Origin of the sequence: Hymenobacter telluris (assembly GCF_017313265.1) — a bacterium.
Classification (GTDB): Bacteria; Bacteroidota; Bacteroidia; order Cytophagales; family Hymenobacteraceae; genus Hymenobacter; species Hymenobacter telluris.
Genome location: NZ_JAFLQZ010000012.1, coordinates 24,393 through 50,394, shown reverse-complemented (window position 1 = coordinate 50,394; position 26,002 = coordinate 24,393). Strand labels below are relative to the sequence as shown.

Annotated in this window: 19 protein-coding genes and 1 tRNA gene; 7 read left to right on the top strand and 13 right to left on the bottom strand. The window is 58.4% G+C overall.

Annotation, left to right across the window (positions count from 1 at the left end; genetic code table 11):
• Positions 1–34: 34 nt before the first annotated feature.
• Both fmt and J0X19_RS16515 read right to left on the bottom strand, forming a co-directional pair.
• Positions 35–994 carry a methionyl-tRNA formyltransferase gene (fmt, locus tag J0X19_RS16520; protein WP_206985530.1) on the bottom strand — a complete coding sequence of 320 codons (960 nt, stop codon included), beginning with the start codon at positions 992–994 and terminating at the stop codon, positions 35–37.
• A 96-nt stretch (positions 995–1,090) separates the two neighbouring features.
• Positions 1,091–2,335 carry an exo-beta-N-acetylmuramidase NamZ family protein gene (locus J0X19_RS16515; protein WP_206985529.1) on the bottom strand — a complete coding sequence of 415 codons (1,245 nt, stop codon included), beginning with the start codon at positions 2,333–2,335 and terminating at the stop codon, positions 1,091–1,093.
• Positions 2,336–2,449: 114 nt separating this feature from the next.
• Between J0X19_RS16515 and J0X19_RS25155 the strand changes: the two genes are divergently transcribed.
• Positions 2,450–3,598, top strand: coding sequence for an ABC transporter permease (locus J0X19_RS25155; protein ID WP_317194785.1), 1,149 nt, complete (start codon positions 2,450–2,452; stop codon positions 3,596–3,598).
• Between the two features lie 166 nt (positions 3,599–3,764).
• Here the strand turns inward: J0X19_RS25155 and J0X19_RS16505 are convergent, their stop codons facing one another.
• Positions 3,765–4,451 (bottom strand): peptidoglycan DD-metalloendopeptidase family protein, encoded by a 687-nt coding sequence (locus tag J0X19_RS16505; protein WP_206985527.1) that lies wholly within the window; start codon positions 4,449–4,451, stop codon positions 3,765–3,767.
• A gap of 253 nt (positions 4,452–4,704) precedes the next feature.
• On the opposite strand from J0X19_RS16505, the gene J0X19_RS16500 reads away from it, so the two are divergent.
• Positions 4,705–5,814, top strand: coding sequence for a ferredoxin--NADP reductase (locus tag J0X19_RS16500; RefSeq protein WP_206985526.1), 1,110 nt, complete (start codon positions 4,705–4,707; stop codon positions 5,812–5,814).
• A gap of 51 nt (positions 5,815–5,865) precedes the next feature.
• Positions 5,866–7,608 carry a M3 family oligoendopeptidase gene (locus J0X19_RS16495; protein ID WP_206985525.1) on the top strand — a complete coding sequence of 581 codons (1,743 nt, stop codon included), beginning with the start codon at positions 5,866–5,868 and terminating at the stop codon, positions 7,606–7,608.
• Between the two features lie 334 nt (positions 7,609–7,942).
• Here the strand turns inward: J0X19_RS16495 and J0X19_RS16490 are convergent, their stop codons facing one another.
• Positions 7,943–8,536, bottom strand: coding sequence for a hypothetical protein (locus J0X19_RS16490; protein ID WP_206985524.1), 594 nt, complete (start codon positions 8,534–8,536; stop codon positions 7,943–7,945).
• Positions 8,537–8,871: 335 nt separating this feature from the next.
• On the opposite strand from J0X19_RS16490, the gene thiL reads away from it, so the two are divergent.
• A complete protein-coding gene (gene thiL, locus J0X19_RS16485; RefSeq protein WP_206985523.1) occupies positions 8,872–9,906 on the top strand; it encodes a thiamine-phosphate kinase in 1,035 nt (344 codons plus the stop codon).
• A gap of 86 nt (positions 9,907–9,992) precedes the next feature.
• Here the strand turns inward: thiL and J0X19_RS16480 are convergent, their stop codons facing one another.
• From J0X19_RS16480 to J0X19_RS25150, 5 genes are all read right to left on the bottom strand, one after another.
• Positions 9,993–10,367 (bottom strand): hypothetical protein, encoded by a 375-nt coding sequence (locus J0X19_RS16480; protein WP_206985522.1) that lies wholly within the window; start codon positions 10,365–10,367, stop codon positions 9,993–9,995.
• A gap of 68 nt (positions 10,368–10,435) precedes the next feature.
• On the bottom strand, positions 10,436–10,720 hold the full coding sequence (locus tag J0X19_RS16475) for a GIY-YIG nuclease family protein (RefSeq protein WP_206985521.1): 285 nt from the start codon (positions 10,718–10,720) through the stop codon (positions 10,436–10,438).
• Between the two features lie 328 nt (positions 10,721–11,048).
• Complete coding sequence (rlmD, locus tag J0X19_RS16470; protein ID WP_317194784.1) at positions 11,049–12,458, bottom strand: 23S rRNA (uracil(1939)-C(5))-methyltransferase RlmD; 1,410 nt, start codon at positions 12,456–12,458, stop codon at positions 11,049–11,051.
• A gap of 263 nt (positions 12,459–12,721) precedes the next feature.
• Positions 12,722–17,950: a T9SS type B sorting domain-containing protein gene (locus J0X19_RS16465; protein ID WP_206985520.1), complete on the bottom strand. Its 5,229-nt coding sequence runs from the start codon at positions 17,948–17,950 to the stop codon at positions 12,722–12,724.
• A 158-nt stretch (positions 17,951–18,108) separates the two neighbouring features.
• Positions 18,109–20,352, bottom strand: a complete 2,244-nt coding sequence (locus J0X19_RS25150) for a GEVED domain-containing protein (RefSeq protein ID WP_206985519.1) — start codon at positions 20,350–20,352, stop codon at positions 18,109–18,111.
• A 214-nt stretch (positions 20,353–20,566) separates the two neighbouring features.
• On the opposite strand from J0X19_RS25150, the gene J0X19_RS16455 reads away from it, so the two are divergent.
• The gene (locus tag J0X19_RS16455) at positions 20,567–21,373 is read left to right on the top strand and encodes an SDR family oxidoreductase (protein WP_206985518.1); all 807 of its coding nucleotides are present in this window, start codon (positions 20,567–20,569) and stop codon (positions 21,371–21,373) included.
• A gap of 69 nt (positions 21,374–21,442) precedes the next feature.
• On the opposite strand, the gene J0X19_RS16450 is transcribed toward J0X19_RS16455, so the two are convergent.
• On the bottom strand, positions 21,443–22,012 hold the full coding sequence (locus tag J0X19_RS16450; RefSeq protein ID WP_206985517.1) for an SH3 domain-containing protein: 570 nt from the start codon (positions 22,010–22,012) through the stop codon (positions 21,443–21,445).
• Between the two features lie 227 nt (positions 22,013–22,239).
• On the opposite strand from J0X19_RS16450, the gene J0X19_RS16445 reads away from it, so the two are divergent.
• A tRNA-Lys gene (locus tag J0X19_RS16445) sits at positions 22,240–22,315 on the top strand.
• Positions 22,316–22,568: 253 nt separating this feature from the next.
• Positions 22,569–22,793, top strand: a complete 225-nt coding sequence (locus tag J0X19_RS16440; RefSeq protein WP_206985516.1) for a hypothetical protein — start codon at positions 22,569–22,571, stop codon at positions 22,791–22,793.
• A 113-nt stretch (positions 22,794–22,906) separates the two neighbouring features.
• Here J0X19_RS16440 and J0X19_RS16435 read toward each other — a convergent pair whose 3' ends face one another.
• From J0X19_RS16435 to J0X19_RS16425, 3 genes are all read right to left on the bottom strand, one after another.
• Entirely contained in the window at positions 22,907–23,629 is a 723-nt protein-coding gene (locus J0X19_RS16435; RefSeq protein WP_242582837.1) for a 3-keto-disaccharide hydrolase, read from the bottom strand.
• Between the two features lie 99 nt (positions 23,630–23,728).
• A complete protein-coding gene (locus J0X19_RS16430; RefSeq protein WP_206985514.1) occupies positions 23,729–24,616 on the bottom strand; it encodes a hydroxypyruvate isomerase family protein in 888 nt (295 codons plus the stop codon).
• 112 nt (positions 24,617–24,728) lie between these two features.
• Entirely contained in the window at positions 24,729–25,985 is a 1,257-nt protein-coding gene (locus J0X19_RS16425; RefSeq protein ID WP_206985513.1) for a nucleoside permease, read from the bottom strand.
• Positions 25,986–26,002 lie beyond the last annotated feature (17 nt).

Below are 26,002 nucleotides of genomic sequence, written 5' to 3'. Positions count from 1 at the left end.
TTGTTGATGTGCTGATTGATGCCGCTACCAACGCTTACTGCTTGGTTCCTGAGTTTAACTGTGCCGTGTTGAAACCGCGCAGGAACTCCACTACCGTCATGCGTTTTTTGCCTTCCAGCTGCACGTCCAGCAAATCGAGTAGGCCGTTGGCGGTTTGCACGCGCAGATAGGTGCGGCCATCGGAATACCAGCGTCCCATGTGGCCCGAGTCGGGGCCGCTGGCTTCCTCGTCATCGAACGGTTGGGCCTTGAAAACCTTGAGCGTACGGCCATCCGGTAGCTGCGTGAAGGCCGTGGGAATGGGGGAGAGGCCGCGCACCAAGTTGGCTAGCGCCACAGCCGGCTGCGTGAAATCGAGGCGGCCGGTTTCCTTCTGAATTTTGGGGGCCGCGCGCAACGCTGCACTTTCCACCTGGGGCAGGCTGGGCGCGGTGCCAGCCGCAATGGCCTGCACCGTGCGCAGGGCGAGCTGCGCGCCAGTGGTTTTCAGCTTCTCATACAACGACCCGAAATCATCCTCGGCCGTAATGGGCACCACGTCCTGAAAAATAAGGTCGCCGGTATCAATTTCGTGGCGCAGAAAGAAAGACGTGACGCCGGTTTCGGTTTCGCCGTGGATGAGGGCCCAGTTGATGGGCGCCGCGCCGCGGTACTGCGGCAGCAACGACGCGTGAATGTTGATGCTACCCTTCGGCGGCATATTCCACACTGCCTCCGGCAGCATCCGGAACGCAACTACCACCTGCAAATCAGCCGCGTAGCTGCGCAGCTCCTCCTGGAACTCCGGGGCTTTGAGGTTAGTCGGCTGCAACACCGGTAGGCCATGCCGCACCGCCGCCTGCTTCACCGCCGACTCGGCTAGTTGCCGCCCGCGGCCCGCGGGCTTGTCGGGCGCCGTTACCACGGCCACCACCTGGCACCCGTCCCAGTTTATTAGGGCTTCCAGCGTGGGTACCGCAAATTCGGGGGTGCCCATGAAAACTATTTTCAGCATGTCGTTTTAAGAGTTTTTAGCCCGCAGAAGGCGCAGAAGGTTACGCAGAGGACGCAGAACGTTCTGTGCACTCTACAAACCAGGGGTGTCTGTAAATCACTGAAAGTCCGGATACAGCAGATACTTCTTGCGCATGGCCTTATACTGCCCCAGCGCCGGCTCCCACGACCTCCGGATTTCCGTTTCCGACTTACCGGCAATAATCTGCTGCCGCAGCGCCGAAGTGCCCGAAAGCTGCTCGAAGTACTTGCCGAAGAACTTGTCTTTGGCGGTGCTTTGCTGATAGAAATCCAGCAGATATTTCAGCGTGAAGCCCACGTTGTTGCCGGTTTCACGCAGGTCGAGGCCGTAGCAGAGCTTGCCGTTCTGGGGCGGGGTGGGCGAGCCGGCATTGGGCTTGGGCGTGAAGCTGAACGGGCGGGTGGCCGGCTGCGTGGGTGCTCCAATTACCTCAAACGGCATGGCCGTGCCGCGGCCCACGCTTACGTCGGTACCTTCCATCATGCACACCGTGGGGTAGAGGGCCACGGAGTGCGGGTTAGGCAGGTTCGGCGACGGGGCAATGGGTAGGGCATAGCGCGTAGAGTGCGTATAGCCCGCTACCGGTACTACCGTTAGGCGGCACTGTTTGCCACCGGCCAGCCATTTCTCGCCGTTTATCATCTTCGCCAATTCGCCTACTGTCAGGCCATGCACAATCGGAATGGGGTGCATGCCCACAAACGACTTGTGCGCCGGCTCTAGCACCGGGCCATCAACGTACCAGCCGTTGGGGTTGGGGCGGTCCAGCACTATCACCTCCTTGCCCTGCTCGGCGGCGGCTTCCATCACGTAGTGCATCGTGCTGATGAACGTGTAGAAGCGCGTGCCTACGTCCTGAATGTCAAACACCAGTACGTCCACGTCGGCCAGCATTTCGGGAGTGGGCTTTTTGGTGGCCCCGTACAAGGAGCGCACCGGCAGGCCGCTGCGGGCGTCTTTGCCGTCTTTAATAGTAGCCCCATCGGCGGCTTCGCCCCGGAAACCGTGCTCCGGCCCGAAAATTACTTTCACGCCCACGCCTTGCGCCAGCAGCGTATCAACCAAATACGCTTTGCCCACGCGGGCCGTCTGGTTGACTACCAGACCCACCCGTTTGCCCTTGAGCTGCGGCAGGTACTGTGCAAACTGTTCGGCTCCCACCCGCAAGGCCGGCGCAGCCGGGAGGGCATCGGTAACTACCTGTGGGGCCGAGCTGACCACCGCAGATGGGGGAGGGGTAGTGGTGGCCGGCGCAGTGGTAGCGCAGTCGGACAGCAGGAGAGTCAGGCCGAGGAGGCTGGAGAAGTTGGGTAGAAGCATCAGGAAACGAAGCTAGGAAACTGGCCGTAGACATGTAGCTTTACGGCAGTGAACGTCTCGCGGTACATATCCCACAAGATTGACGGAGCCGACTCGGGGTCTTTTACTTCGTCGGTGACAAAGATAGCCATCATCAGCATTGCCCTCGGGCTGGCGGTGATGATAGTGTCGTTTGCCATTTTAGAAGGCTTCCGCAACGAGATTCAAAGCAAGATTTTCTCGTTCGGCTCGCATCTCACGGTCAGCAAATACGACACCAACAACTCCATTGAGATTGAGCCGATTGGTGGCCCCGGCCTGATTGAGGAGCTGCACCGGTTTCCGCAGGTGCAGTCGGTGCAGCCCTTTGCCCGCAAAACGGCCATCATCAAAACCAAGGACGAAGTGCTGGGTGTGGTGCTCAAAGGCATATCGGAAGAAGACAGCCGCTCGCCGATGCGCCAGAACCTGGTGGCCGGCCAGTTCCTGAGCTTCCCCGATTCGGCGGCCTCCAACGACATCCTGATTTCACGCAAAGTAGCCGACAAGCTGCGCCTGAAAGTGGGCGACAAAACGCTGTTCTACTTCATCCAGAATCCGCCCCGGGTCCGGCCATTCCGGGTGAGTGGCATCTACCAAACCGGCCTGGATGAGTTTGATGATGTGTACGTTATCGGCGACTTGCGGCAGATTCGGGAGCTGAACGCCTGGCCCGACTCCTTGGTGGGTGGGGTGGAAGTGGTGCTCAAGAACTTCAACCGCCTCGACCCGGTGGCGGAGAATATGTACGAGAACCTGCGCTACGACCTCAAGCTCGATAAGATTACCGACCAGTACGCGCAGCTTTTCGACTGGCTGCAGCTGCTCAACCGCAACGTGGTTATCTTCCTGCTGCTCATCATCTTCGTGGCTACGTTCAACATGGTGGCTACCATTTTCATCATGATTCTGGAGCGCACCAACATGATTGGCATCTTGAAAGCCATTGGGGCCACCGACCGGCAGATCCGGAGCATGTTCTTTTTCCGCGGCATCAGCCTGACGCTCCGCGGCATGTTGTTCGGCAACATTGTCGGCTTGGGTTTCTGCGCGTTGCAGTACTACACCCACCTCATCCCCCTCGACCCCGAAAACTACTACATGGACCGGGTGCCAGTGCATTGGGACCTGGCCATCATCGTACTGCTCAACGTAGCCACTTTCGCCACGTCCCTGCTGGCCGTCCTGATTCCCACCTACCTGATTTCGCGCATCAAGCCCGTAGCCGCCATCAAGTTCGATTAAAGCAGTTGCGTAAGACAATAGCAATGCCGGAACAATGTAGAGACGTGACACTTCGCGTCTTGGCGTCCGCGCCGTTCGGACGACACAGGGTAAACAACCTCAGCAACGAGAGACGCGAAGTGTCGCGTCTCTACATTGTTCTGCGAATCCAGGATAGGACGTAGCCCTACAGCCATTGGCTCTGCAAAATCAGGTTGGGGTCGGGGCAGAGGGCGGCCCACTTATCCTGTTCTTCGGGCAGCGCCACGCCGGGAAAGTCTCCCGTTAGGCCGAGCATATCGGCAATGACTTGGAAATGCAAGTGCGGCGGCCAGTCGCCGTTTTCGGGGGCGGGGCCGACTTCCGTGAAAGTCTGGCCTTTTTCGATGGCCATTCCCGGCCGGAGCAAAGCGGTTTCGCGGCGGGTGAGGTGGCCGTAGAGCGTGTAAAACGTTTCGCCTTCCAGCTGGTGCTCTAAAATAACCGTGGGTCCATAGTCACCGAAATTGTCGTTGTCTTGCACGCTGTGCACCACCGCATCAAGCGGCGCCAGCACGGGCGTACCGGCGCGCAGCCATACATCCACACCCAAATGTAAAGAACGGGCGGGCACGGCCGGGTCGCCGAACAGGCCGGGGCTGCGCCGGTAAATAACCCGGTTTTCCAGGTAACCACCCACCCCAATATGCGCCTCTTGCGCGGCCAAGAGTTCGGCAACCAGTGCCTCGAAGGCGGCCGTGTCGCGCAGGTCAGCGTCGCGCACCAGGGGGTTGTTGGCGGTGAAGTCCAGGCGGGCCACGTCAGGGGCATTCAAATCTACGGGCAGAATGGCATGAAACTCGTGCTGATGACGTTCGAGGAGTTCGGCAAGCATAAATCAAGTAGGTATCAAGGACGAAAGCCGGGCATGATAGCCCGGCGGACGGTGTTCATACGGGGTAGTGGTGTGGCCTGGTACGCCGCACCGGCAAGCAACAGGACAATCTTTTACACCACACGAAGGGGAGTGCAAGCTAAAGCATCCGTAATAGATTCCCGTACTTTGCAATTCGTCTGAACCCCGTGGGGGTAGGCATAGTTATCATTTCCTTAGTTACCCGTACCCAAGCCCAGTCGCTGCGCAACCAATGAGCACTCCGTACCTTTTCCTCAACGTCGTCGAATTAACCCAGGAAACCGATGACGCTGTTACGATTCACCTTGAGCACCCCAACCGCCAGACGCTGCCCAGCGAAGCCGGTCAGTTCCTGACCCTGATTCTGCCTTGTGGTCCCGGCGGCAAAAAAGAGCGCCGCGCCTACTCGCTCAGCAGCACGCCCAGTGAGGCGCCGCGCCTCTCGGTTACGGTGAAGCGCGTAACGGGCGGGTTGGTAAGCAACTATCTGCTGGATACCGTGCGCGTAGGGCAGCAGCTGGAGGCTATGGCCCCGCTGGGTAATTTCGTAATTAAAACCAGCCCCAAAACGGCCCGCTCGTTGGTGTTGGTGGGTGCCGGCTCGGGCATTACGCCGCTGATGAGCATGCTGAAAGCCGTGCTGCGCGAAGAGCCGCAAAGCCACGTGCTGTTGGTGTACGGTAACCGCAATGAGGCTTCTGTCATCTTCCGGGAGCAGCTACAGCAGCTAGAGGCGCAGTACGCTGGCCGCTTTCAGGTAGAGCACGTGTACAGCCAGCCTACTGGTCCGGTGGCTGCGCACCAGCATGTGGGGCGCCTGAACCGCACCATGTTGCTGCGTATTCTGGAGCAGCGCCACCAGTTTCCGGCGGCGCAGGCCGAGTATTATCTCTGCGGCCCCGACGGTATGATGCTGGAAGCCAAGTCGGCGCTGGAATTACTGGGTGTACCGGCCGGTAACATTCGGCGCGAAAGTTTCGTGGCCGCCGCCGAAACCCAGGAAACGGCCGCCGCTCAGCCCAATGGCCACGGCGACGTATCCACGGCCGACGACGATGGCCAGCTGAAAACCCGCACCGTCACGGTCAACTATGAGGGTTCGGAATACCAGATTGAAGTAGCGCCCGACCAAACCATTCTGGAAGCAGCCCTCGATTTGGACATCGATTTGCCGTACTCCTGCCAGGCCGGGCTCTGCACGGCCTGCCGGGGCAAATGCCACTCCGGTAAGGTGCATTTGGATGAGCGCGAAGGCCTTTCCGATTCAGAATTGAAGCAGGGCTATGTGCTGGTGTGTGTGGCGCACCCGCTTACCAGCGACGTAGTAATCGAAATCGATTAAAACAACCAGCCGCTCCTACCGACTGGGGCATTTTTCCGTATCTTCTTGCTTATGATGAATTCAACAGAACCGCAGGTCGCCTCGGCCACCGACACGCAACGGCCCCCCCGGCAGTATTTGCCCGAAGACTTCCACGTAACGGATTGGGCGTCGTTGGAGCCTTTTTTCGGTGAGTTGCGCGGCCGGAACATCACTTCGGGGGAAGAGTTGGAGCGGTGGCTGCTCGACCGGTCGGAGCTAGAGGCGGCGCTGAGCGAGGATTTGGCGTGGCGCTATATCCGCATGACCTGCGACACGCAGGACGAGCAGCGGGCCGCTAATTTTCAGTTCTTCGTGAGCGAGATTGAGCCCAACGTGGCCCCGTACGACCACGCCCTGAACGAGAAAATGATGGGCTCAGACTTTTTACCGGAGCTGGACTCACAGAAGTACCGGGTGTTCTTACGTTCGGTACGGCAGGCGCTGGAAATCTACCGGGTGGAAAACATTCCGCTTAAAACCGAAATCAGCACCAAGCAGCAGCAATACGCCGCCATTGCCGGAGCCATGACGGTAACGCTCGACGGCGAGGAAATGACCTTGCCCCGCGCCGCCGACCGGCTGAAAAGTCCCGACCGCACCATACGGGAAGAGGCCTACCGCTTGATTCAGGCCCGCCGCCTGCGCGACTCAGAAGCGCTGGACAAGCTGTTTACGGAGCTGGTAACCTTGCGCCACAGCATGGCGCTGAATGCTGGTTTTGCTAACTTCCGCGACTATATGTTTGCCGCGTTGGGCCGCTTCGACTATACCCCGCAGGACTGCTTCGACTTTCACAAGGCCATCCGTGAAACCGTGGTGCCTCTCATCGACGACCTGGACTTGGAGCGGCGGCAGGACTTGGCTTTGGCCGAGCTGCGCCCCTGGGACTTAGACGTAGATGTGTCGGGCAAGGCACCGTTGCGGCCCTTCGAAACGGGAGAGGAATTGCTGGAAAAAACCATTACCGTTTTCCAGAACCTTGATTCTTACCTCGGCGACTGTCTGCGCACCATGCGCCAGATGGGCCAACTGGATCTGGAGTCGCGCAAGGGCAAGGCGCCCGGCGGCTACAACTATCCGCTCGACGAAACCGGTGTGCCGTTCATCTTCATGAATGCCACTAGCTCCCTACGCGACGTGGTGACCATGTTGCACGAAGGCGGCCACGCGGTGCATTCCTTCCTCACGCGCAACCTACCGCTGGGCGCCGACAAGCACCCACCGTCTGAGGTGGCTGAGTTGGCTTCGATGAGCATGGAGCTGATGAGCATGGATCACTGGGACGTGTTCTTTACCAACCCCGACGACCTGCGCCGTGCCAAAAAAACGCACCTCGAAAGCGTGCTGGAAACTTTCCCGTGGGTAGCTACCATCGATAAGTTTCAGCATTGGGTGTACGAGAACCCGCAGCACACCGAAGCGGAGCGCCACCAGCGCTGGACTGCTATTTTCGACGAGTTCAACCAGCGTACGGTCAGCTGGAAAGGGTTGGAAGGCTTCAAGCCGTATTTGTGGCAGAAGCAGCTGCACCTCTACGAAGTGCCGTTCTACTACATCGAATACGCCATGGCACAGCTCGGCGCTATTGCCGTGTGGCGTAACTACCGCCAGAATCCGCAGGAAGGGCTGGCCGCTTACAAGCGCGCTTTGGCCTTAGGCTATACCGCCCCGATTGGCGAAATCTACGCCGCCGCCGGTATCCGCTTCGACTTCAGCACCGACTACCTGCGTACCCTCGCCGATTTCGTACGGGAGGAAATGGCTAAGCTATAGCAGAACCAGTTGTTCAGCAGATAGCAGCAAAAAGGGCCTGGTTCCAATGAGCCAGGCCCTTTTTGCTGCTATCTGTCGCTGCTGATACTTGTTAGCGACGGGCAAGGCAATATAAAAAAGCGGCCGGAAAACTCCGGTCGCCTTTCCACAACCAACTCAACCAAAGCAACCGCCAGCGCGGTAACTGTGGTTGCCACAAAGAAGAGCCGCTAATGCTACATTCGGTTGCATTGGAATAAATAAAATATTTTTATCGTTGATAATCAGCTGATTAAAATGAAAACGGCCACTCAATCAACATTGAGTGGCCGTAGCGGCAGAGTTGCAGGAAGTGCTACTGCGGTATTTCGAACAGTGGGAGCGGGGCCAGCTGCTTGTATTTTCCGCCCAAGGTTTGCAGTTCGGGTTGGTGCAATTGCAGGTAGTTATTGAACTGCTTGGCCGCCCGGTCGTATTGCACCCGGTAGCCGGCTACTTGCCCATCGTACTGCCCAATGGTATCAAACGTGTTCTGCACCGTAGCACTGGCACTGGCATTCACTGAAACCACCGTGCGCAACACGCTCAGCAGCGAATCCTGGGCAGCATCGTACCGGTCAATATCGTCTGACTGCATGGAAAGCTGCTGGTAGCGCAGCTTTTTAAAGCGGTTGTTGGCAGCCGCTAACTGCTGAAGCTGCTGTTTATCGGCGCTAGGTGAACGTTCCAGCTCGTTCAGAATTTGGTTGGTGGCCGATATTTTGGCGTCGTCGCTGGCTATCATCTGCGTCCAACGAGTGTCAACGGTGTCGCGCAGTACGTCGAGCTGCTCTTTAGCAGCGGCGGCCGAAGCTGGGTCGAAGGCTTTCGGGGTGCGGTTGCAGGCACCCAGCGTAGTGAGGGCAAGGAGTAATACCAGCCAAGAGGAGTGTTTGAACACAGATTTCACGGGTTAATTCAACAGACAGACAAAGTAAACAAGCAAGCCTCAGAATACATGCGTGCATAATGGGCCGAAACGCCCTATACACTTCTCGCCTCAACGCACAGCCAGGTGTAGATAGTGCCTGCTGCTTGAAGCAGATGCGGAAGATAGCTGAACTCGCCAGGAAACCACTGCGTTGTATCTTGCCCCTTGTAGCCAGCGACAAGATTATCTTCAGGCTGCCTGCCTATACTAGGGCTTGTCTACCTTTGCAGCCCCGTTTACGCCAATACGGCAAGTGCCGGCATCGTACGAGTACACCGGCAGCACCAACCCAACCAGCGCAACAATTCAAATTTATGAGCGACATCACGCCTCTCGATACCGTAGGAGAGTTCGGTCTTATCCGCCGTATTCAGAACACCATCACGCTACGCCAGCCCAGCAGCAAGCTCGGCATCGGCGACGATGCCGCTATTCTGGCCCCGCCCGCTGGCCATGAGCTGGTTATCAGCACCGATATGCTGGTGGAAGGCGTGCACTTCGACCTCACGTTCTGCCCGCTCAAGCATCTGGGCTACAAGGCAGTGGCCGTCAACGTGTCGGATGTGGCGGCTATGAATGCTACGCCCACCCAACTGGTAGTGGCGCTGAGCGTACCCGCCCGGTTTTCAGTGGAAGCCGTGGAAGAGCTATATGAAGGCATGCGCCTGGCCTGCGAAGCCTACGACGTAGATATTGTGGGCGGCGACACCACCGCCAGCCGCGGCGGCCTGACCATTAGCATCACGGCGCTGGGCCAGGTGGCCGCTGGCAAAGCCGTGCGCCGCAGCGGGGCCGGCCCCAACGACCTGCTGTGCGTAACTGGCGACCTGGGCGGCGCCTACCTGGGGTTGCAGGTGCTGGAGCGCGAAAAGCAAGCCTGGCAAGCTGACCCCGAAACCCAGCCCGAACTCGCCAAATATCCCTACGTGCTCCAGCGCCAGCTCCGCCCCGAAGCCCGCATGGATGTGGTACACGAGCTGCGCGACCTGGGCGTAGTACCCACCAGCATGATTGATATTTCCGACGGGCTGGCCTCCGAAGTCCTGCACCTCTGCCAGGCCAGCGGCACCGGTGCGCGGGTGTTCACCGAGAATCTGCCCATTGCCAACCCCACACTGGAAGTAGCCGAGGAATTCAACCTCGACCCCATCATGTGCATGCTCAACGGCGGCGAAGACTACGAGCTGCTCTTCACCGTCCCGCTTTCCGCCCACGACAAAATTAAGAACCACCCCGACATCACCATCATCGGCCACATGGTAGAAAAGAGCGAAGGCGCCAACCTCGTCACCAAATCCGGCCAGTCTATACCGCTACGAGCCCAAGGCTTCAACCACTTTCAGAATTAAAAATTGAGAATTAAGAATTGGCCGTTCAACAATTCCCACTTGGGACGCTGAACGGCCAATTTTTAATTCTTGATTTTTAACTGACGTTAGTCCTCCGGATAAGGCACGTACACGAAGTTGGTGAATTCCTCGTCCAGCACGAACAGGCAGCAGAACTCGTCGGGGTCTTTGTAGGTCTGCTGGAAGGCTTCGATACCGTCGGTTCCGACAATGCCTTGCTGCACAAACAACTCCAAGTACGAGGCGAAGATGTGCCACTCCAGGTTCAGCTCGTCGGCGTTGATGAGCAGACCACCCAGCGGTACTTCCTGGCGGGCAAACACGAAAATGGGGTACTTGGAAATGTCCCGCTTACGAATCTGGGCAGAAGCTTCTTGCAGCGTATCAGAAACAGTGGCAAAATCCTTGGTGATGGTACCGAGGTATTTGCCGTTCAGTTCGGGGTCGTTGGCGTAGTCCATATAAACTTTGCTGTTATTATTTAGCGTGTCATCCTGAGCTTGCGAAGGACCTTATCACGTCTGGTCTTTCACTGAAGCGGTATGAAACTCCAGTCCGGATTGCTAATAGCAATTAGTGTTTCCTTTTTTGCTCGTGTCCAGCCTTTCAATTCCTTCTCGCGGGCAATAGCGGCTTTGCTGTCAGTGTACTCTTCAAAATACACAAGGTTGTAGCAGAAATAGCGTCCGGCAAACGTCTGCTCTGTGCCCCGGTTCGCATAATGTTGTGCTATGCGCCCAGACAAATTATTGGTTATCCCAATGTATAGAACCTTTCTAGCCGGATTTGTAGTGATATACACATAGTACGGCATAAACTCGATTGTTCCGGCGTGATAAGGTCCTTCGCAAGCTCAGGATGACAGATGTGGTTACCAGCTGACAATGACAATCGTTCGGCCTTCCTCGAATTGCTTGACGAATGCAGTATCAAAATCAGCTTTATGTTTTTCATCAACATAAGTCAACATCCGTTCAACCTCATGCTGACGGGTTAAACATACATCGTCAACAAAATCGTTGTAGAAAACGGCCACTACTCTGGTGACTCTTCTGCAAGAAAGTAGTCATAGTCATTGACTTCATCGCCGACAACTCTAGCTAGGGTCATGTCAAGTCCCATAAGATTTCGGTGTAATTCAATTACCGCAGTTCCAGCGCCACTACGTTCTCCACGTGGTGGGTATGCGGGAACATATCTACGGGCTGCACGCGGGTTACTTTGTAGGCTTCATCGAGTAGCTCCAAGTCGCGGGCTTGGGTGGCGGGGTTGCAGCTGACGTACACGATGCGGGGGGCACGCATTTCCAGCAGGCGGCGCACTACGTCTTCGTGCATGCCGGCGCGGGGCGGGTCGGTGATGACTACATCGGGGCGGCCGTGCTGCTGAATGAACTCGGCGCTGAGCACGTCCTTCATGTCGCCGGCGAAGAACTCGGTATTGGTCGTGCCGTTGATTTCCGAGTTGATGCGGGCATCAGCAACCGCCTGCCCCACGTATTCCACGCCCACCACGTGCCGGGCCTGGCGAGCCACGAAATTGGCGATGGTGCCGGCGCCGGTGTAGAGGTCGTACACTAGCTCGTTGCCGGTTAGTTGGGCGAAGTCGCGGGTTACTTTGTAGAGGTTGTAGGCGCCTTCGGAGTTGGTTTGGTAGAACGATTTCGGGCCGACGCGGAACCGCAGACCTTCCATCTCCTCGTGGATGTAGGGCTCGCCTTTGTAGCACACCACATCCAGGTCGTGGAAGGTTTCGTTGCCCTTGTTGTTGAGCACGTAGTTGAGCGAGGTGATTTGCGGAAACCGTTCCGCCAGGTAATCCAGCAGCGGAAGCAGGGCGTCGTGGGCGTAGTAGCACTGCAAAATCACCATCAGGTCGCCGCTGTTAGCCGTCCGGATGATGAGGTTGCGCAGGAAGCCCTGCTGCGTGACGAGGTTGTTGAACGGCAGGTCATGCTCGCGGGCATAGTCGCGCACGGCCAGCCGAATCTGGTTGCTGGGGTCGGGTTGGAGCCAGCAGTGGTTGACGTCCAGAATCTTGTCGAAGCGGGCGGGGGTGTGGAAGCCCAGTACGCGCCGTTCGTAATTCTCACCCGAGCTGATCTGCTCGTTGGTGAGCCAGCCGTTGTGGCTGAACGTGTATTCCAGCTTGTTGCGGTAATAGGTCTGGTCGGGGGAGGGCAGGATGGGCTGGATTTCGGGCAGCGCCACTTTGCCGATGCGCTGCAACGTGTCCGTCACCTGCTGGTGCTTGAATTGCAGCTGGGTTTCGTAGCCCAGATGCTGCCACTTGCAGCCCCCGCACGTCCCGAAATGCTCACAGAATGGCTGCACCCGCAGCTCTGAGTACTTGTGGAACTTGGTGGGCACGGCCTCCAGGTAGTTCTTGCGCGACTTGCTGATGCGCAAGTCCACCACGTCGCCGGGTGCCACGTGGGTTACGAAAATAACGAGGTTGTTGACGCGCACCAGGCATTTGCCCTCGGCCACCATGTCCTGAATCTCAACTTCACGCAGATCCTGCGGCGGGATATTTTTAGCAGTCTTATTCACCGGGCAAAGGTAGAACGCGGATTTTGCAGATTGACGCGGATTCGTCGGATTTTGTGGCCGATTACCTTGGCGGTGCTCCTTGCGCTGGTAATTGGATTGGGGATTAGGTGGACTTGGCAGTATAACACACTAATAGGAAACCCGGCTTAAAACAAAAAACCTCACGCAGTGAGGCTTTTTGTTTGTTAGAATAGACGAAATACTGGAATCAGAATCGTCCACAAAATCCGATTAATCCGCGTCAATCTGCGAAATCCGCGTTCCTACTTCACCACTTCAAACCAGCCTTTGTACGAGCGGCCACTGGCTAGCTGAAACTGGTAGTAATACACGCCGGCCGGCGAGTTGACGCCGTCGTAGGTGTTGCGGTAGTTGCTGCCTTTATACACTTCCTTGCCCCAGCGGTTGAATACGGTGAGGGTACCGTCATACAGTTCTACGTTTTTGATAATGAATTGGTCGTTGAGGCCGTCACCGTTCGGGGTTACCACGTTGTAGAACACCAGGTCGTTGGCAAACTCCACGCAGGCCACGTTCGACGATGATACCAGGGTGCTGGTGGTGCCAACGGCCTGCACCCGGAAGCACTGATTGAAGCCGGCGCTACCGGTTGCCAGTGTGAGGCTGGTTGTGCTTGCCGGTACAGTTTGCAGCAGGGTTTCAGTGCCATTGTCGGGGGTACGGAACACCTGGTATTCGCGTACTGCAAAGCCCACATACGGGTTCCATGTCACGGTTACTTTGCCTTCGTCGCGGCCGGCGCCGCCTTCCGTGGCCGTGGCCTGGGTGCGGATGGTGGTGTGCTGCGTGCTGCTGAGTACGGTACCGCAGGCGTTGGTGAGGTCGAGGCGGTAGTCGTAGGCGCTGGCGTCGGCATCCACGCCGCTGTCGGTGAAGGTAGTGGCGGTGTTGGCTACGTTGCCTACGTTGGTGAAGGCAGCCGTGCTACCGGCAGGCCGGCGCAGGATGTTCACTCGGTTGGTGTTACCGGTATTGTTGGGCACATTGAGCGTGAGCACCACTTGCCGGTCGTTCTGTGGGCCTACCGAAGCTGCTGTGAGGGCTACGCTGGCATTGTCGGGGCGCACGATGAACGTGGCACTACACCCGGCACTGGCCGTATCCGTCACCGAAATAGTGGCCGGGGTGGTACCTGCCGGGAAGCTCACCTGAATAGTGCCCGTACGCTGCCCGCTCACAATGGTGCCACCCGTTACGGTCCAGCGGTAGCCAATCAGCAACGACGATGGCCCCACGGTGTACGTGAGGTTGGTACGGGTTTCGGGGCAGTAGCTGGCCGGCCCGGTGATAGCCAAAGCGGGTACTACGGTCAAGGAAGTGGAGTACGTCCGGCCGGTGCAGTTGCTGGTGTTGGTTTCGCGTACCGTAATGGCGTAAGTGCCTGGTGTAGTGGTGGCTACGGGCAAAGTGCCTGCTGGGCTGGCCTGCGGTACCCCGTTCACCGTCCAGGCGTAGGTGGAGCCGGCACCGCCCGGCAGCGAGAAGTTCACCGAGGATTGCGGACTGGCACAAGCGCGGTTTGGGCCACTAATCAGCAGGTTATTCGCCGGAGAAGGCCGCACCGTCACGTACAAGGTGTCGCTCTGGCCCAGGCAGCGCCCGCCGGCCGGGTTGCTCGACTCGGTTACCACGATTTTGGCAATGCCGGCCCGCGTGAAGTTCACCTGCACCGTGTTCTGGCTGGTGCTTACCTGCGTACCGCCCACAATCTGCCAGCCATAGGTCGAGCCGTTGGTGAGCTGAGTTTGGTAGGTGAACGGCCCATCGGCGAGGCACACGCTCAGCGGGCCCGTCGGCCGCTGGGTTACCAGCAGCTGATTGACGCGCACCGGGAACGTAATGGTATCGGAAGAGCAGCCAAACGAATTCAGCTGGAACGCCTTCACGCTGGCCGTGGTAGTGGCCGCGCCCCAGTTCACGGTAATAGCGCCGGTGCCCTGGCCGCTGGCCAGCGTACCGCCCGTTACCAGCCACTGATAAGCCGTGCCGCGGGGGCTCCGAATGGAATACGCAATGCCTTGGGCCGTAGGGCACACCGAAGCTGTACCCTGGATGCTGTCGGCTAGGGGCCGCGGGTTCACGGTGATGCGCACCGTGTCGCGCCCGATGCAGTTCTGGGCCGTAGTGGCCGTTACCACGTAAGTAAGCGTGAGGGGAGCTTGGGTGGCGTTTACCCCCGTGAAAACAGGCCGTGCAGTAGTGGCACTGCTGAGGTTGGTAGCCGGGCTCCAGCTATAGGTGTAGCCGGTTAGGGCCGTGGTACCTAGCGTGGTGCGCTTCCCATCACAAACGGCCGCGTCGGTACCGGCATTAGCTACAGCGGCAGGGTTTACGGTCACACGAACGGTGCTGGTGTTGGTGCATCCCTCAGTGGTGGTAGCCGTTACGGTATAGGTAAGCACTTGCGGCGTAGTGCCGGTATTGGTTTGCGAGAAAATAGGTTGCGCTACCGTGTTGCTGCTGAGGCCAGTAGTCGGGTTCCAGCTATAGGTATAGCCAGTAAGGCTAGCCGAGCCCAACGTGGTTTGCTCGCCGGAGCAAACGGCCCGGTCGGTACCCGCGTTGGCTACCGATACGGGGTTGATAGTGACGCGCACCGTGTCCTGGGCCACGCAGCCGTTGCTGGTTGTAGCCGTTACGATGTAGCTCAGCACTTGCGGCGCGGTGCCGGTGTTGGGCAGGGTGAGGGTGGGGTTGGCAACGGTAGCACTGCTCAGGCCCGTGGCGGGGCTCCAGCTATACGAATAGCCCGTCAGGGCACTCGCGCCAATGGTAGTAGCCACCCCCGAACATACGGCTCGGTCGGGGCCGGCGGCGGCAGTGGCGGCAGGGTTTACGGTCACGCGGACGGTGCTGGTGTTGGTGCAGCCCTCGGCAGTGGTAGCCGTTACGGTGTAGGTAAGTACCTGCGGCGTAGCGCCCGTGTTAGTTAAGGTTAAATTCGGGTTGGCGGCTGTAGAGCTACTGAGGCCGGTAGTCGGGCTCCAGCTGTAAGTGTAGCCCGTCAAGGCGGCGGCCCCGAGCGTGGTAGCCACACCAGAGCAGGTGGCCCGGTCGGTGCCGGCAGTAGCCACGGCCGCCGGATTTACCGTTACGCGCACGGTATCCCGCGCCACGCAGCCATTATCAGTCGTTACGGTCAGAATATACTGATTGACGATGGGAGCCGAGGTAGTGTTGATTAACGTAACGTCGGTGGTGGCGGCGGTGGGGGTGCTTAGGCCCGTGGCAGGGCTCCAGGCGTACGTACTGCCAGCTACAATGCTGGCTGTATTGCCTAACGATGCCACACTGCCCGAGCAAAACACCCGGTCGGGACCAGCCTGCGCAACGGCGGCTGGGTTCACCAACACGCTTACTGTGTCGCGGGCCAGACAGCCGGCGGCGGTGGTAGCCGTTACGACATAGATATAGGTTTGCGGCGTGGTACCGGTGTTGGTCAGCAGGAAAGTAGGCTGGGCCGCAGTGGCACTGCTCAAGCCCGTAGCGGGACTCCAGCTGTAGGTATAACCCGTTAAGCCCGCCGAGCCCAGGGTGGTGCCCACGCCCGAACAGGTAATGGCATTAGGCCCGGCATTGGCCATGGCCTGCGTATTCACTGTTACGGTTACGGCGCGCGTGGTGGTGCAAATACCGTCGGACGTGGAAACGGTATAGGTGGTAGTAGCAGTAGGGCTGACCGTAATAGTGGCTCCAGTAAAGGTCTGGCCGGTGCTGCTGGTCCAGGTGTAGGTGGTGCCGCCCGAGGCCGTGAGCGTAGTGGATGCCCCCTGGCAGATGGTGCTGTTGGCCGGAGTTACGGCCAGTGCCCCGGCCGGCCGCACGTCAATCGTGCGCGAAACCGAGTCGGTGGGGCAGCCCAGCGCCGACACGCCGCGTACCGTTACGCGGCCCGCGCCCGAGCCGTTCCAAAGTACTTGCACCGTATTGCCAGTGCTGGAACCCTGAATGGTACCGCCGCGCACTGTCCAGAGGTAGGAGGCGGGCGTAGCGCCACCGGCCGCGTACGAGCGGGGCACGGTCCGGTCACAGATAACGGCGTCGCCGGCAATGCTGGCGGGGCCGGCGGCTTTGGTTACCAGAATCTGAAATACTTCGGCTACCGTTTTCGACCCGCAAGCCACATCGGAAGCCGTTATTACCACGTCGTAGGGGGTGCTGCGGGCGTTGCCGCACTGGCTGTTGAACACGAACTGGCCGCTGACGTTGCCGCCCGTGCCTTGCAGCGTTACGCTGCCGGTAGGGGCGCCCGGTAGCACCGTGCCCTGGTTGCCCCCAAAGCTGGCATTGAACGGCCCCGACCCATCGAGCAGCACACTATTAGCCCTGAGGTTGATGGAGTTGCCGTCGGGGTCGGTGGCGGCCAGGTTGAACGTGAGGGGCTGCCCTTCCTCGATAGTAAATGTGCGAACTGCCACCGAAGCCGGCGTAAACTGCGGCGACAAGTTGGGCTGACACGTGCGCGACACCAGCTGGATTTCCCGTCGGGTGGAGCCAATCAGCACCTCGCTGCCGTTGATGCGGCGGTACTCCTTCACTTCCACTGCTACCACAAACCGCCCCACCCTGGAGGTAGCGTAGCGGCTGATGCCGTTGCTGGCGTTCAGAAAAGCATAGTTGCCGGCCGTGGTGCCGAAGGGGTTGATAAACGAGAAGCCCGGCGCATACGTGACGCTGGGCGGGGGCGGCGTGAACGTGGGCCCGTTGATTTGGCCAGCGTTGTAGGGCGTGCTGAACGAGTAAATCAGCCGGTCACCGTCGGGGTCTACGGCGTTGTTTACCAAGATGCTGGTGTCGCCCTGGCAGATAACCACCACGGCCGTATCCGAGAAAGTAGGCGAGGAGTTGGGTAGCAGCGGACCCGCCATTTCCACGTACAGCGTCTGGTTCTGGTTGCTGGGGTTGCTCAGGTTGTCGATGTTGAAGTTGCGCGTGCCGTCGCTGTACACCGCGTAGTAGCCATCAATCGAAACGGGCAGGTTCACAATGGCCTCGTAGCGGGCCAGGCGCACCGGCGGCACCGTGCCGGCCGGAATGCTGCACCCGCCGGGCAGCGGGGGCGTGATGTTGGGGTTGGAAACCCGCGGCAACCGGAACGTGCCGGCCGGCTGCTGGTCGGGCTGGTTTACGCTGCTGCCGCAGGAGGTCTGAACACACGGAAAGCTCTGGGTGCCCTGCCCGCTGACGATGCGCTGGCCGTTGCTCTTGTTATAGATACTCAGAAAGATGTTGCAGCGCCCATCTGGTACGTTCGACACCGTTTGGGAGGGGCTACCCGGTACGGGGCATTCGGTGTTCAGATAAATAAAAACCGTGATACGGTACTGAAATTGCGTGCCCGCTGGTCCGTTGGCACCCAGGTATTGATAGGTCATTTCGCCGCCCAGCAAGTGGGAAGCCACCGCCGACCCTGGACGCAGCCCCGCAAGGAGCAGCAGCAGAAATAAGGCCCGGAGTAAAGTTTGGCGCATAAAGGAGGGAATTGTTGATGTGCTGATGAGTTGATGTGCTGATGTGTCAATTGTTAATGGGTGGATTGTTGATGTGTGGATTGTTAGTGTACTGACCATTGGCTACCTCAAATCCGTACACTATCAATCCACACATCAACACATCATCAATCAGCATATCATCTGATTTCCACGCGGCGCACGGCCACGGTGCCGTCGGCGGCTTGCAGGCGCACTAGGTACAAGCCGTGGGGCAGCCCCGACAGGTCGAGTTCGGCATCTTGGCTGGGACTCAGGCGCACGGCCGCGCGCCGTACTTCAGCGCCCACCACGTTATCAACGCGCACGGCATACGTACCGGCCGCGGCAGGGTCGGGCAGGCGGAGGCGCACGTGGCCATCAATTGTGGGGTTCGGAAAAACCGTCAGGCCCGGCAGACTGCGGGCTTCGGCTGTGCTCAGCGGGGCATTCACCAGCACCGAGTAGTCTTCGGTTTCCGAATTTGCCTGGTTGATTTGGCAGGCCGTGGGCGTGGGCAGGTTGTTGAGCCGCACCATTACCCGCATCCTCGTAAAGCCCCGGCTGTTTACGGAAGTAGGCACTGCAATGGAGGAGGTCAGCACCGTTGCGGTGGTGATACTGTTCATCACCTGCTCACTGGTTTCGAAAGTGCCGTTGCGGTTCCAGTCAATCCAGGCCCACAATATGTGCTGGAAGTTGGCATTCACGGTGGCACTGAGCTGCGTGTTCTGGCCCTGGTATAAGTTCACCACCTGATTAACGTAGTTGCCATAACCCGCCGCCGAAGCTGTGCTGGTGTTGTTGAGGTCGGTGAGGGTGCCGCGCCGAACGGCCACGTTGGTCAGCCAGATGTTGGGCGTGGTGCCGGTAGCCGCGCAATACGTTACGCAAGGTTGCATCAGAGCCACATAGCCGTTGCGCGTTACCACGTTGTTACCGAAGGCGTTGGTGGCGGTAAGTGTCACGTTGAATACCCCCGCCGTGGAATATTGGTGCGAAGGATTCTGCTGGGTGCTGGTAAACCCATCCCCAAAGTTCCAGAGCCAGCTGGTGGGGGCATTGGTGCTTTGATCAGTGAATTGCACCGGATTCTGGCACTCACCCAGCACATAAGTAGAAGTGAAGGCGGCTACCGGCGGGTTGGTATTCTGTTGCACTGTTACGGTGTAGTCTTCAATCTGCCCGAGCTGCGGGCTGGTGCAAGGGCTGCTCGTGCCACCCACAAAATCGGCGAGTACCCGCAGGCGCAACGGCACGTTTTTCAAGGCCGAGCCTGGTACGGTAAGCGTGCCCGAGGGGCTAGCGCGGTTCAAGGCCGTGTACAGTAGCTCGTTGGCCGTGAAGGCCCCATCGTTGTTTAAATCCAGCCACACGCGGGTATCGTGGGCGGTGGTGCCGCCCGTAGTGATGCTGATAGCAGTGGCCTGGCCCTCAGTTATTTGGGTGCGGCTGCCGCAAGTGAAGTCCTCGTAGCCTGCCTGCCCATTCAGCGAGGTTTTGGCAATAGTACCCAGCGCAACTCGCGTGATACCATAGTCGCAGCAATAGGCCGCCGTGTTCGGCGAGCAAGTGGCGGCTACCGGCACCACGTTGTTATACACAATGTAGTTGGTGCGGGTCCGCACGTTGGCGCCTATCGTGTTGGTGGCCGTTAGCGTAACGGTGTAGGTGCCGGCTGTGGTGTAGCAGTGGTTGGGGTTGCGCAGAGTGCTGGTGGTGTTGTCGCCGAAGTTCCAGAGCCAGCTGGTTGGCGCGTTCTGCGACTGGTCGGTGAACTGCACGCAGCCCGAGCAGGTGAGCGTCTGGTCGGCCACAAATTCGGCAATGGGGGCCGCGGTATTTGCTGCTACCGTTACCGAATAGTCCTCGGTTTGGGAGTATTGTGGAGTGGAGCAAGGCGTTGGCACCGGCGAGTTTTCCCAGTCGGCGGCCACCCGCAACCGCAGGCGAGTACCTAGTACGGTGCCCGCCGGCAGCGAGATAGTACCGGTGTGCAGCCGGGTGGAATTCGAGGAGAAAATCAGTTCGGTGGTGGGGTTCAGGGTACCGTCATTATTCAAATCCAGCCACACCCGCACCGTCTCGTCGGCATTGGCATTGGTCCGGATGCTGATGGGGTAGTTCTGGCCTACCGTGAGCGTGGTGCCCAGGGTGCAGGCGTAGTCCCGGTAGCCATCCTGTACGCCCGCCGTAGAGTTGTTGATTGTGCCCAGCGTTACGTTCAGAATGCCCATTCCGAAGGGAAGGCTGGCGCTAGGCGCCGAGCCGGGCGTGCAGGCACTGGTAGCTGGTGGGCATTGCGCCCAGCCCGCCAGTGGGGCTAGCAGCCAGCCCACAAATAGCAAAAAAGCGCCCAGCCGGAGGTTTGCCGCATAGCGCCGAGTAGGTAGAAGTTGAATCATAAAATGCAATAGTGAGAAGGGCAAAAAGAGGACGCTCAATGTAGCAACATTGCGGCGACAAAATGCAGGTTTCTACATAGAAAATACAATATATGAGTGGATTAATTATGATAAGGAATTTATCGACCAACCTGTACCAAATACCGACGACCAATTACGGAATCGGTAGTTTTGTTGGCGCTCCTGTGGGAAGGCACTTAATTCCTTGTTTGGCATGAAAGACAACGTAGTTCTCATCACCGGGGGTACTTCCGGTATTGGCCGTGCCTGTGCGGTAGCCTTTGGGCAGGCCGGCGCACGGGTAGTGGTAACGGGCCGCGACGAAGCCCGACTTCAAGAAACGGCTCAGCACCTAACCCGCCTCAACATTCGGTGCCACACCGTCCGCGCCGACGTAGGAGTTGCCGCCGATTCGGAACGGGCTGTAGCGGAAACTATCAAGGCGTTTGGACGGCTGGATGTACTGCTCAACAATGCAGGCATCAGCATGCGCGCCCGGTTTCAAGACGTAGACCTGAGTGTGATTGAGCGCCTGATGCAAACCAATTTCTTTGGCACCGTGTACACCACCAAGTTTGCGCTGCCCCATCTGTTGGCCAGCAAAGGCTCGGTAGTGGGCATCAGCAGTATTGCCGGCTATCGGGGGCTGCCCGGCCGCACGGGCTACTCGGCCTCTAAGTTTGCTATGCACGGTTTCCTGGAAGCCCTTCGTACCGAACTACTGCCCCAGGGGGTGCACGTGTTATTAGCCTGCCCCGGCTTCACCGCATCCAACATCCGGCAGGTGGCTCTAGCCGCTGACGGCTCGGCCCAGGGTGAGTCGCCGCGCAACGAGCAGAAGATGATGAGCAGCGAAGAAGTGGCTGGTTACATCCTGGAAGCCGTCCGCCGCCGCCGCCGCGACTTGGTGCTGACTGGGCAAGGTAAGCTCACGGTGTTCCTCAACAAATGGCTCCCCGGCCTAACCGATAAGCTAGTGCTGAGCCACTTCCGCAAAGAGGAAAAGGATTTCGAAGTATAATAAGCTATAGAAGGTAGAAAGTAGGTGACAGGCAGCACGTAAAAGGAACCAGCGTACAGCCCCTGTCACCTATTCCACTACCAATACATCGTGGGTGCGGATATACGCTTCCTGGCCCTGCCATTGCACCTGGTACCACGTATCCTGCTGGCCCTGCACCACAAGCCGGTCGCCGGCGGTGGTGGTAGTGAGCCAGGCCGCGCCTGCGCTGGGGCCAGCCATGAGAGCCGCCCGTGGCCGCACGACCAAGGCCGCGCGTTCGGTACCAAGCAGGTTGAGGTACACCCCTGTGAGCAGCAAATACACTCCGTACGTCACCCACCACCCGCGCTGTACCCGTTGCCGCCGCACCACCAGCAGAGTACCACCTACCACGGCCCCAAGCAGCAGCCCCTGCAACCCCAGGTAGTAGTAGCGCCGAAACGTAAGCTGTAAATCTTGTCGCCAGGTTTCGGGGTAACCAGTGAGGCGTTGGGTGCGGGCCAAATCGGCCATTTTGCGCCAGGTGGCCAGCCGAGGTTGCCGGGCCAACGCCATGCTTAAGTAATAAAGCGCGGCCGGATAATGGCCTAACCCTTCCTGCACGTAGGCCATGCGTACCAATACTCGCGGCGATGCTACGGCTTCTTGCCGTACCAACTTTCGATATTGGCGATAGGCCTGCTGGTAAGCACCGGCATCGAAGGCTGAATCGGCACGGAGTAGGTCGGGGCTAACTTTTTGGGCGGTAGCTAGTTGAGAAAGGCCCAGCCAAACCAAGAAAAAAAGAAAAGGCTTTTTTAGCAAAACGTTTGGAGTGTACAGGGCAGCCGGCTACTTTTGTGCCACCATTAGCAAATCAGAGCACGTTTGATTGCAAAGTAACTGATTCTGTAGCTCAGCTGGTAGAGCAATACACTTTTAATGTATGGGTCCTGGGTTCGAATCCCAGCGGGATCACCAAAAGCCTCGTCTGCAACTTGTAGACGAGGCTTTTTTGTGCTGGGTCTTTCCTATTGTTTCCCTGAAATGGATAACTAACATGCTGCTCACAAGTAAAGCAGTTGTACAGTTGGCTGCTCAGGTTTGGGAAATGCGCCGTAAGGGCATAATCTGGGCGCTGGGGGCAAGAGTTGGTTAACCGACCTAATTAGCTACGGACGCCAACACCGCCCTGCCCACTAAGACTGCCCAGAACGTGGCTGCACTGGCAGCTGTGCCCACACCTTTCTGGAGCAAGGTAAGTTTCTGGTTAACTCAGCTAGGCGTACAAACCGTGATGATATTCGACCAGCTTGTGCGGCAGGTGGCCGAGCTACGCAGTTCGGTTTTAGGAGAGGTTGTGTGGCTGCCCGGCCCGCAAGTGCCTGCTGGCTTATACCTAGCCCGCTCCGCCGATGGGCAACAGGTAGCCCGCCTCCTGCGCACCGGCACCGAATAAAGTACGCACGGTCTTATTTAAAAAAGATGGCCCCATCAGCGTATGCTGGTGGGGCCATGCTTATACAAGGCTGCTTCAAGGTTGTTTTTCAGCCAGGGCGAAGCTTGCACGGACTACAACTCCCGCACCCAGATGTTGCGGAAGCTGATGGGCTCACTTGGGTCGCCGTGCGACTGGAGCTTAATGGGGGAGGGGCCGTGCGTCTGGTAGCTGGGCTGGCCGATATACACGGTAGCACCTTTTAGTTGGGTGTTGTTCTGTACCAATACGCCGTTGAAAAACACCGTGACGCGGGCCGGAGTCAGCAGGGTGCCGTCGGCGTTGAAGGTGGGAGCAGTCCAGGCCACGTCGTATGACTGCCATTGGCCGGGCTTCTGGGTGGGGTTGGCCAGCGGAATGAACTGCTTGTAGATGCTGCCGGCCATGCCGTTCACGTAGGTGGCGTTCTGGTAAGAGTCCAGAATCTGGAGCTCGTAACCTAAGTCGCCTTTACCGAGCGAGGCCAGAAACACGCCGCTGTTGCCGCGCACCTGCCCGGTGCCTGCAATGGTAGCTGGCACCCGCCACTCCAGGTGCAGCTGGTAGTTGGTGAATTTCTGCTTGGTTTCGATGTTGCCGGTTTTCTTGTCCACGGTCAGTAGCCCGTTGGCCACTTTCCAGCCGGCCGGCTTGTTGCGGTCCTCCACCGATACCCACTGGCTGAGGTCTTTGCCGTTGAAAAGCACCACCGCATCAGAGGGCGGCGGGGTGAAAACGCCGGTGGCCGTTACCACTTTCGGCACGGGCTTCCAGACCTCCGTATCCTCGGGTTTGCCGGTTTGTGGGGTTTGCGCCATGGCAGAAAAGCTTAGGAGCGAGGAAAGAGCAAAGACAGCGGATTTCATGGTGGGAACGAAGCTAGTAGGCGAAGAAAAGGGAAGCGGTACAGGCCAAGCCTATACGTCGCAGAGTTGCACGGCTTGGCGCAACGAGGCTAGGCCGTCGGCTTGGCGCGGAATGAACTCCTGGGCCACGAAGCCTTTGAAGCCGGTTTTTACAATGGCCCGCATAATAGCGGGGTAGTTCAGCTCCTGGGCGTCGTCTAGCTCGTGGCGGCCCGGTACGCCGGCGGTGTGGTAGTGCGCAATGTAGGGGTGATATTCGGTGATGTTACGGATAACGTCGCCCTCGTCAATCTGCATGTGGTAGATGTCGTAGAGGAGCTTGAAGTTCTCGGAGCCGAGTTTTTTGGCTAGTTCCGCGCCCCACCACGTCCGGTCGCACTGGTAGTCTTTGTGGTCGATTTTGCTGTTGAGCAGTTCCATTACCAGCACTACCTTGTGCTTGGCGGCCAGCGGCATAAGCGGCTTCAGACCATCCACACAGTTTTTCCAGCCGGTTTCGTCCGACATGCCCCGGCGGCTACCGCTAAAGCAAATCAGGTTGGTGTAGCCGGCCTGGGCCACCTTCGGAATCATGTCGGCGTACTGCTTTTGCAGCTGCGCGTGGAACCTGGGGTCATTGAATCCGTCAGTGAGGTTGATTTCGGCACCGTTGCACATGGGCGAATCCAGGCCGTGCTTTTTAAGCGTGGGCCAATCAGCCGGGCCTACCAAGTCGATGCCTTTAAGGCCCATGGCTTTGGCGGCAACGCATAGTTCCTCCACCGACATTTTCCCGAAGCACCAGCGGCACACCGATTGTTTGATATTGTTTTTCAACGGCATAGTGCGAGTTGCTTGTGTTTCATCGGCAGCACTTGCTGCCGATACGCCTAGCGTGGTGGCCGCTACGGCTCCCGTTACCATGCCCTTCAAGGCCGACCGACGATTCCAATTTGTCATGTGAAAGATGTAGGTAGTAAAATCAAAGTAATAAGTAGCTAGCTTAAGATTCTATAGTTGGCTTAGAAATCTATCCGCGTTGTCTTATTACTTACTACTCAATTCTTACTACTCAGATAGCTTGTGATAAAGGAGTGGCTGGGTCCTGAAGCGCTTCGGCCGGCGCGGCTTGCGGCTCTTTCTGGTCGCGGAAAAACGCCAGGAACGCCAGTAGCACTGCTACCGCAATACCGGCCGGAATCAGCCAGATCATGCGCCAGTCGTGGGTGGTGGGGGTGGTTTGGTAGGCATCAAAAATACGGCCCGACAGCAGCGTGCCAATCAGCATACCCACGCCGTAGGTAGCCAGCGTGATGAAGCCCTGGGCCGAGCTTTTGAACCGTTCCCCGGCCAGGTTGTCGGTGTAAATCTGGCCCGTTACGAAGAAGAAGTCGTAGCAGACGCCGTGCAGCACAATGCCGGCAATCAGCATCCAGTAGTTGTTTTCCCCGTTTCCGTAGGCGAAGAACACGTAGCGCAACACCCAGGCCGCCATACCAATAGCCAGCATTTTCTTCACGCCCAGCTTACTGAAGAACAGCGGAATAGCCAGCATGAACAGCAGCTCCGATACCTGCCCCAAGCTCTGCACACCCGCGGCCGATTTCATGCCGACTTCGTTGAGAAAGGGGTTGGTGAAACCGTAGTAGAACGCCAGCGGAATGCAGATGGCAATGGAAGCCAGGAAGAAAATCAGGTAGGAGCGGTTGCGCAGCAAACCAATGGCATCGAGGCCCAACAAGTCGCCAATTGAGGTTTGGGCGCCTTGCTTAACGGGTGGCGTGGCGGGTAGCGTGAAGCTGAATACGCCCAGCAGCGCCGACGCGCCGGCCGCCATCAGGAAGGTGGCTTGCAGACTGTTGGTTTGCTCCCAGTTCAGCCAGCCGATGGTGAGGCCCGCTACAATCCAGCCCAGCGTGCCCAGCACCCGGATAGGGGCAAACTCCTTCTGCGGATTCTGCATCTGCCGGAAACTGATGGAGTTAACCAGCGCCAGCGTGGGCATATACAGCACCATGTAGGTGAGGATGTTGGGGTAGAAACTGCCAAAATCCGGGGCCGAAGAAGCCCGCCAGAGCAGCAGCGCCCCCGCCAGGTGCAGCACCCCCAGTATCTTCTGCGCCGAGAAAAAACGGTCGGCAATCAGCCCGATGATGAAGGGCGCTACAATGGCCCCGATGGACTGCGTCAGGAAGGCCACGCCCACTTGGGTGCCCGAGGCGCCCAGGTTGCGCAGCAGGTACGTGCCCAGCGTCACGAACCACGCGCCCCAGATGAAAAACTCCAGGAACATCATGATAGACAGCTTGATACGGATAGAAGCAGTCATACGGCAGGTGGGGTTGG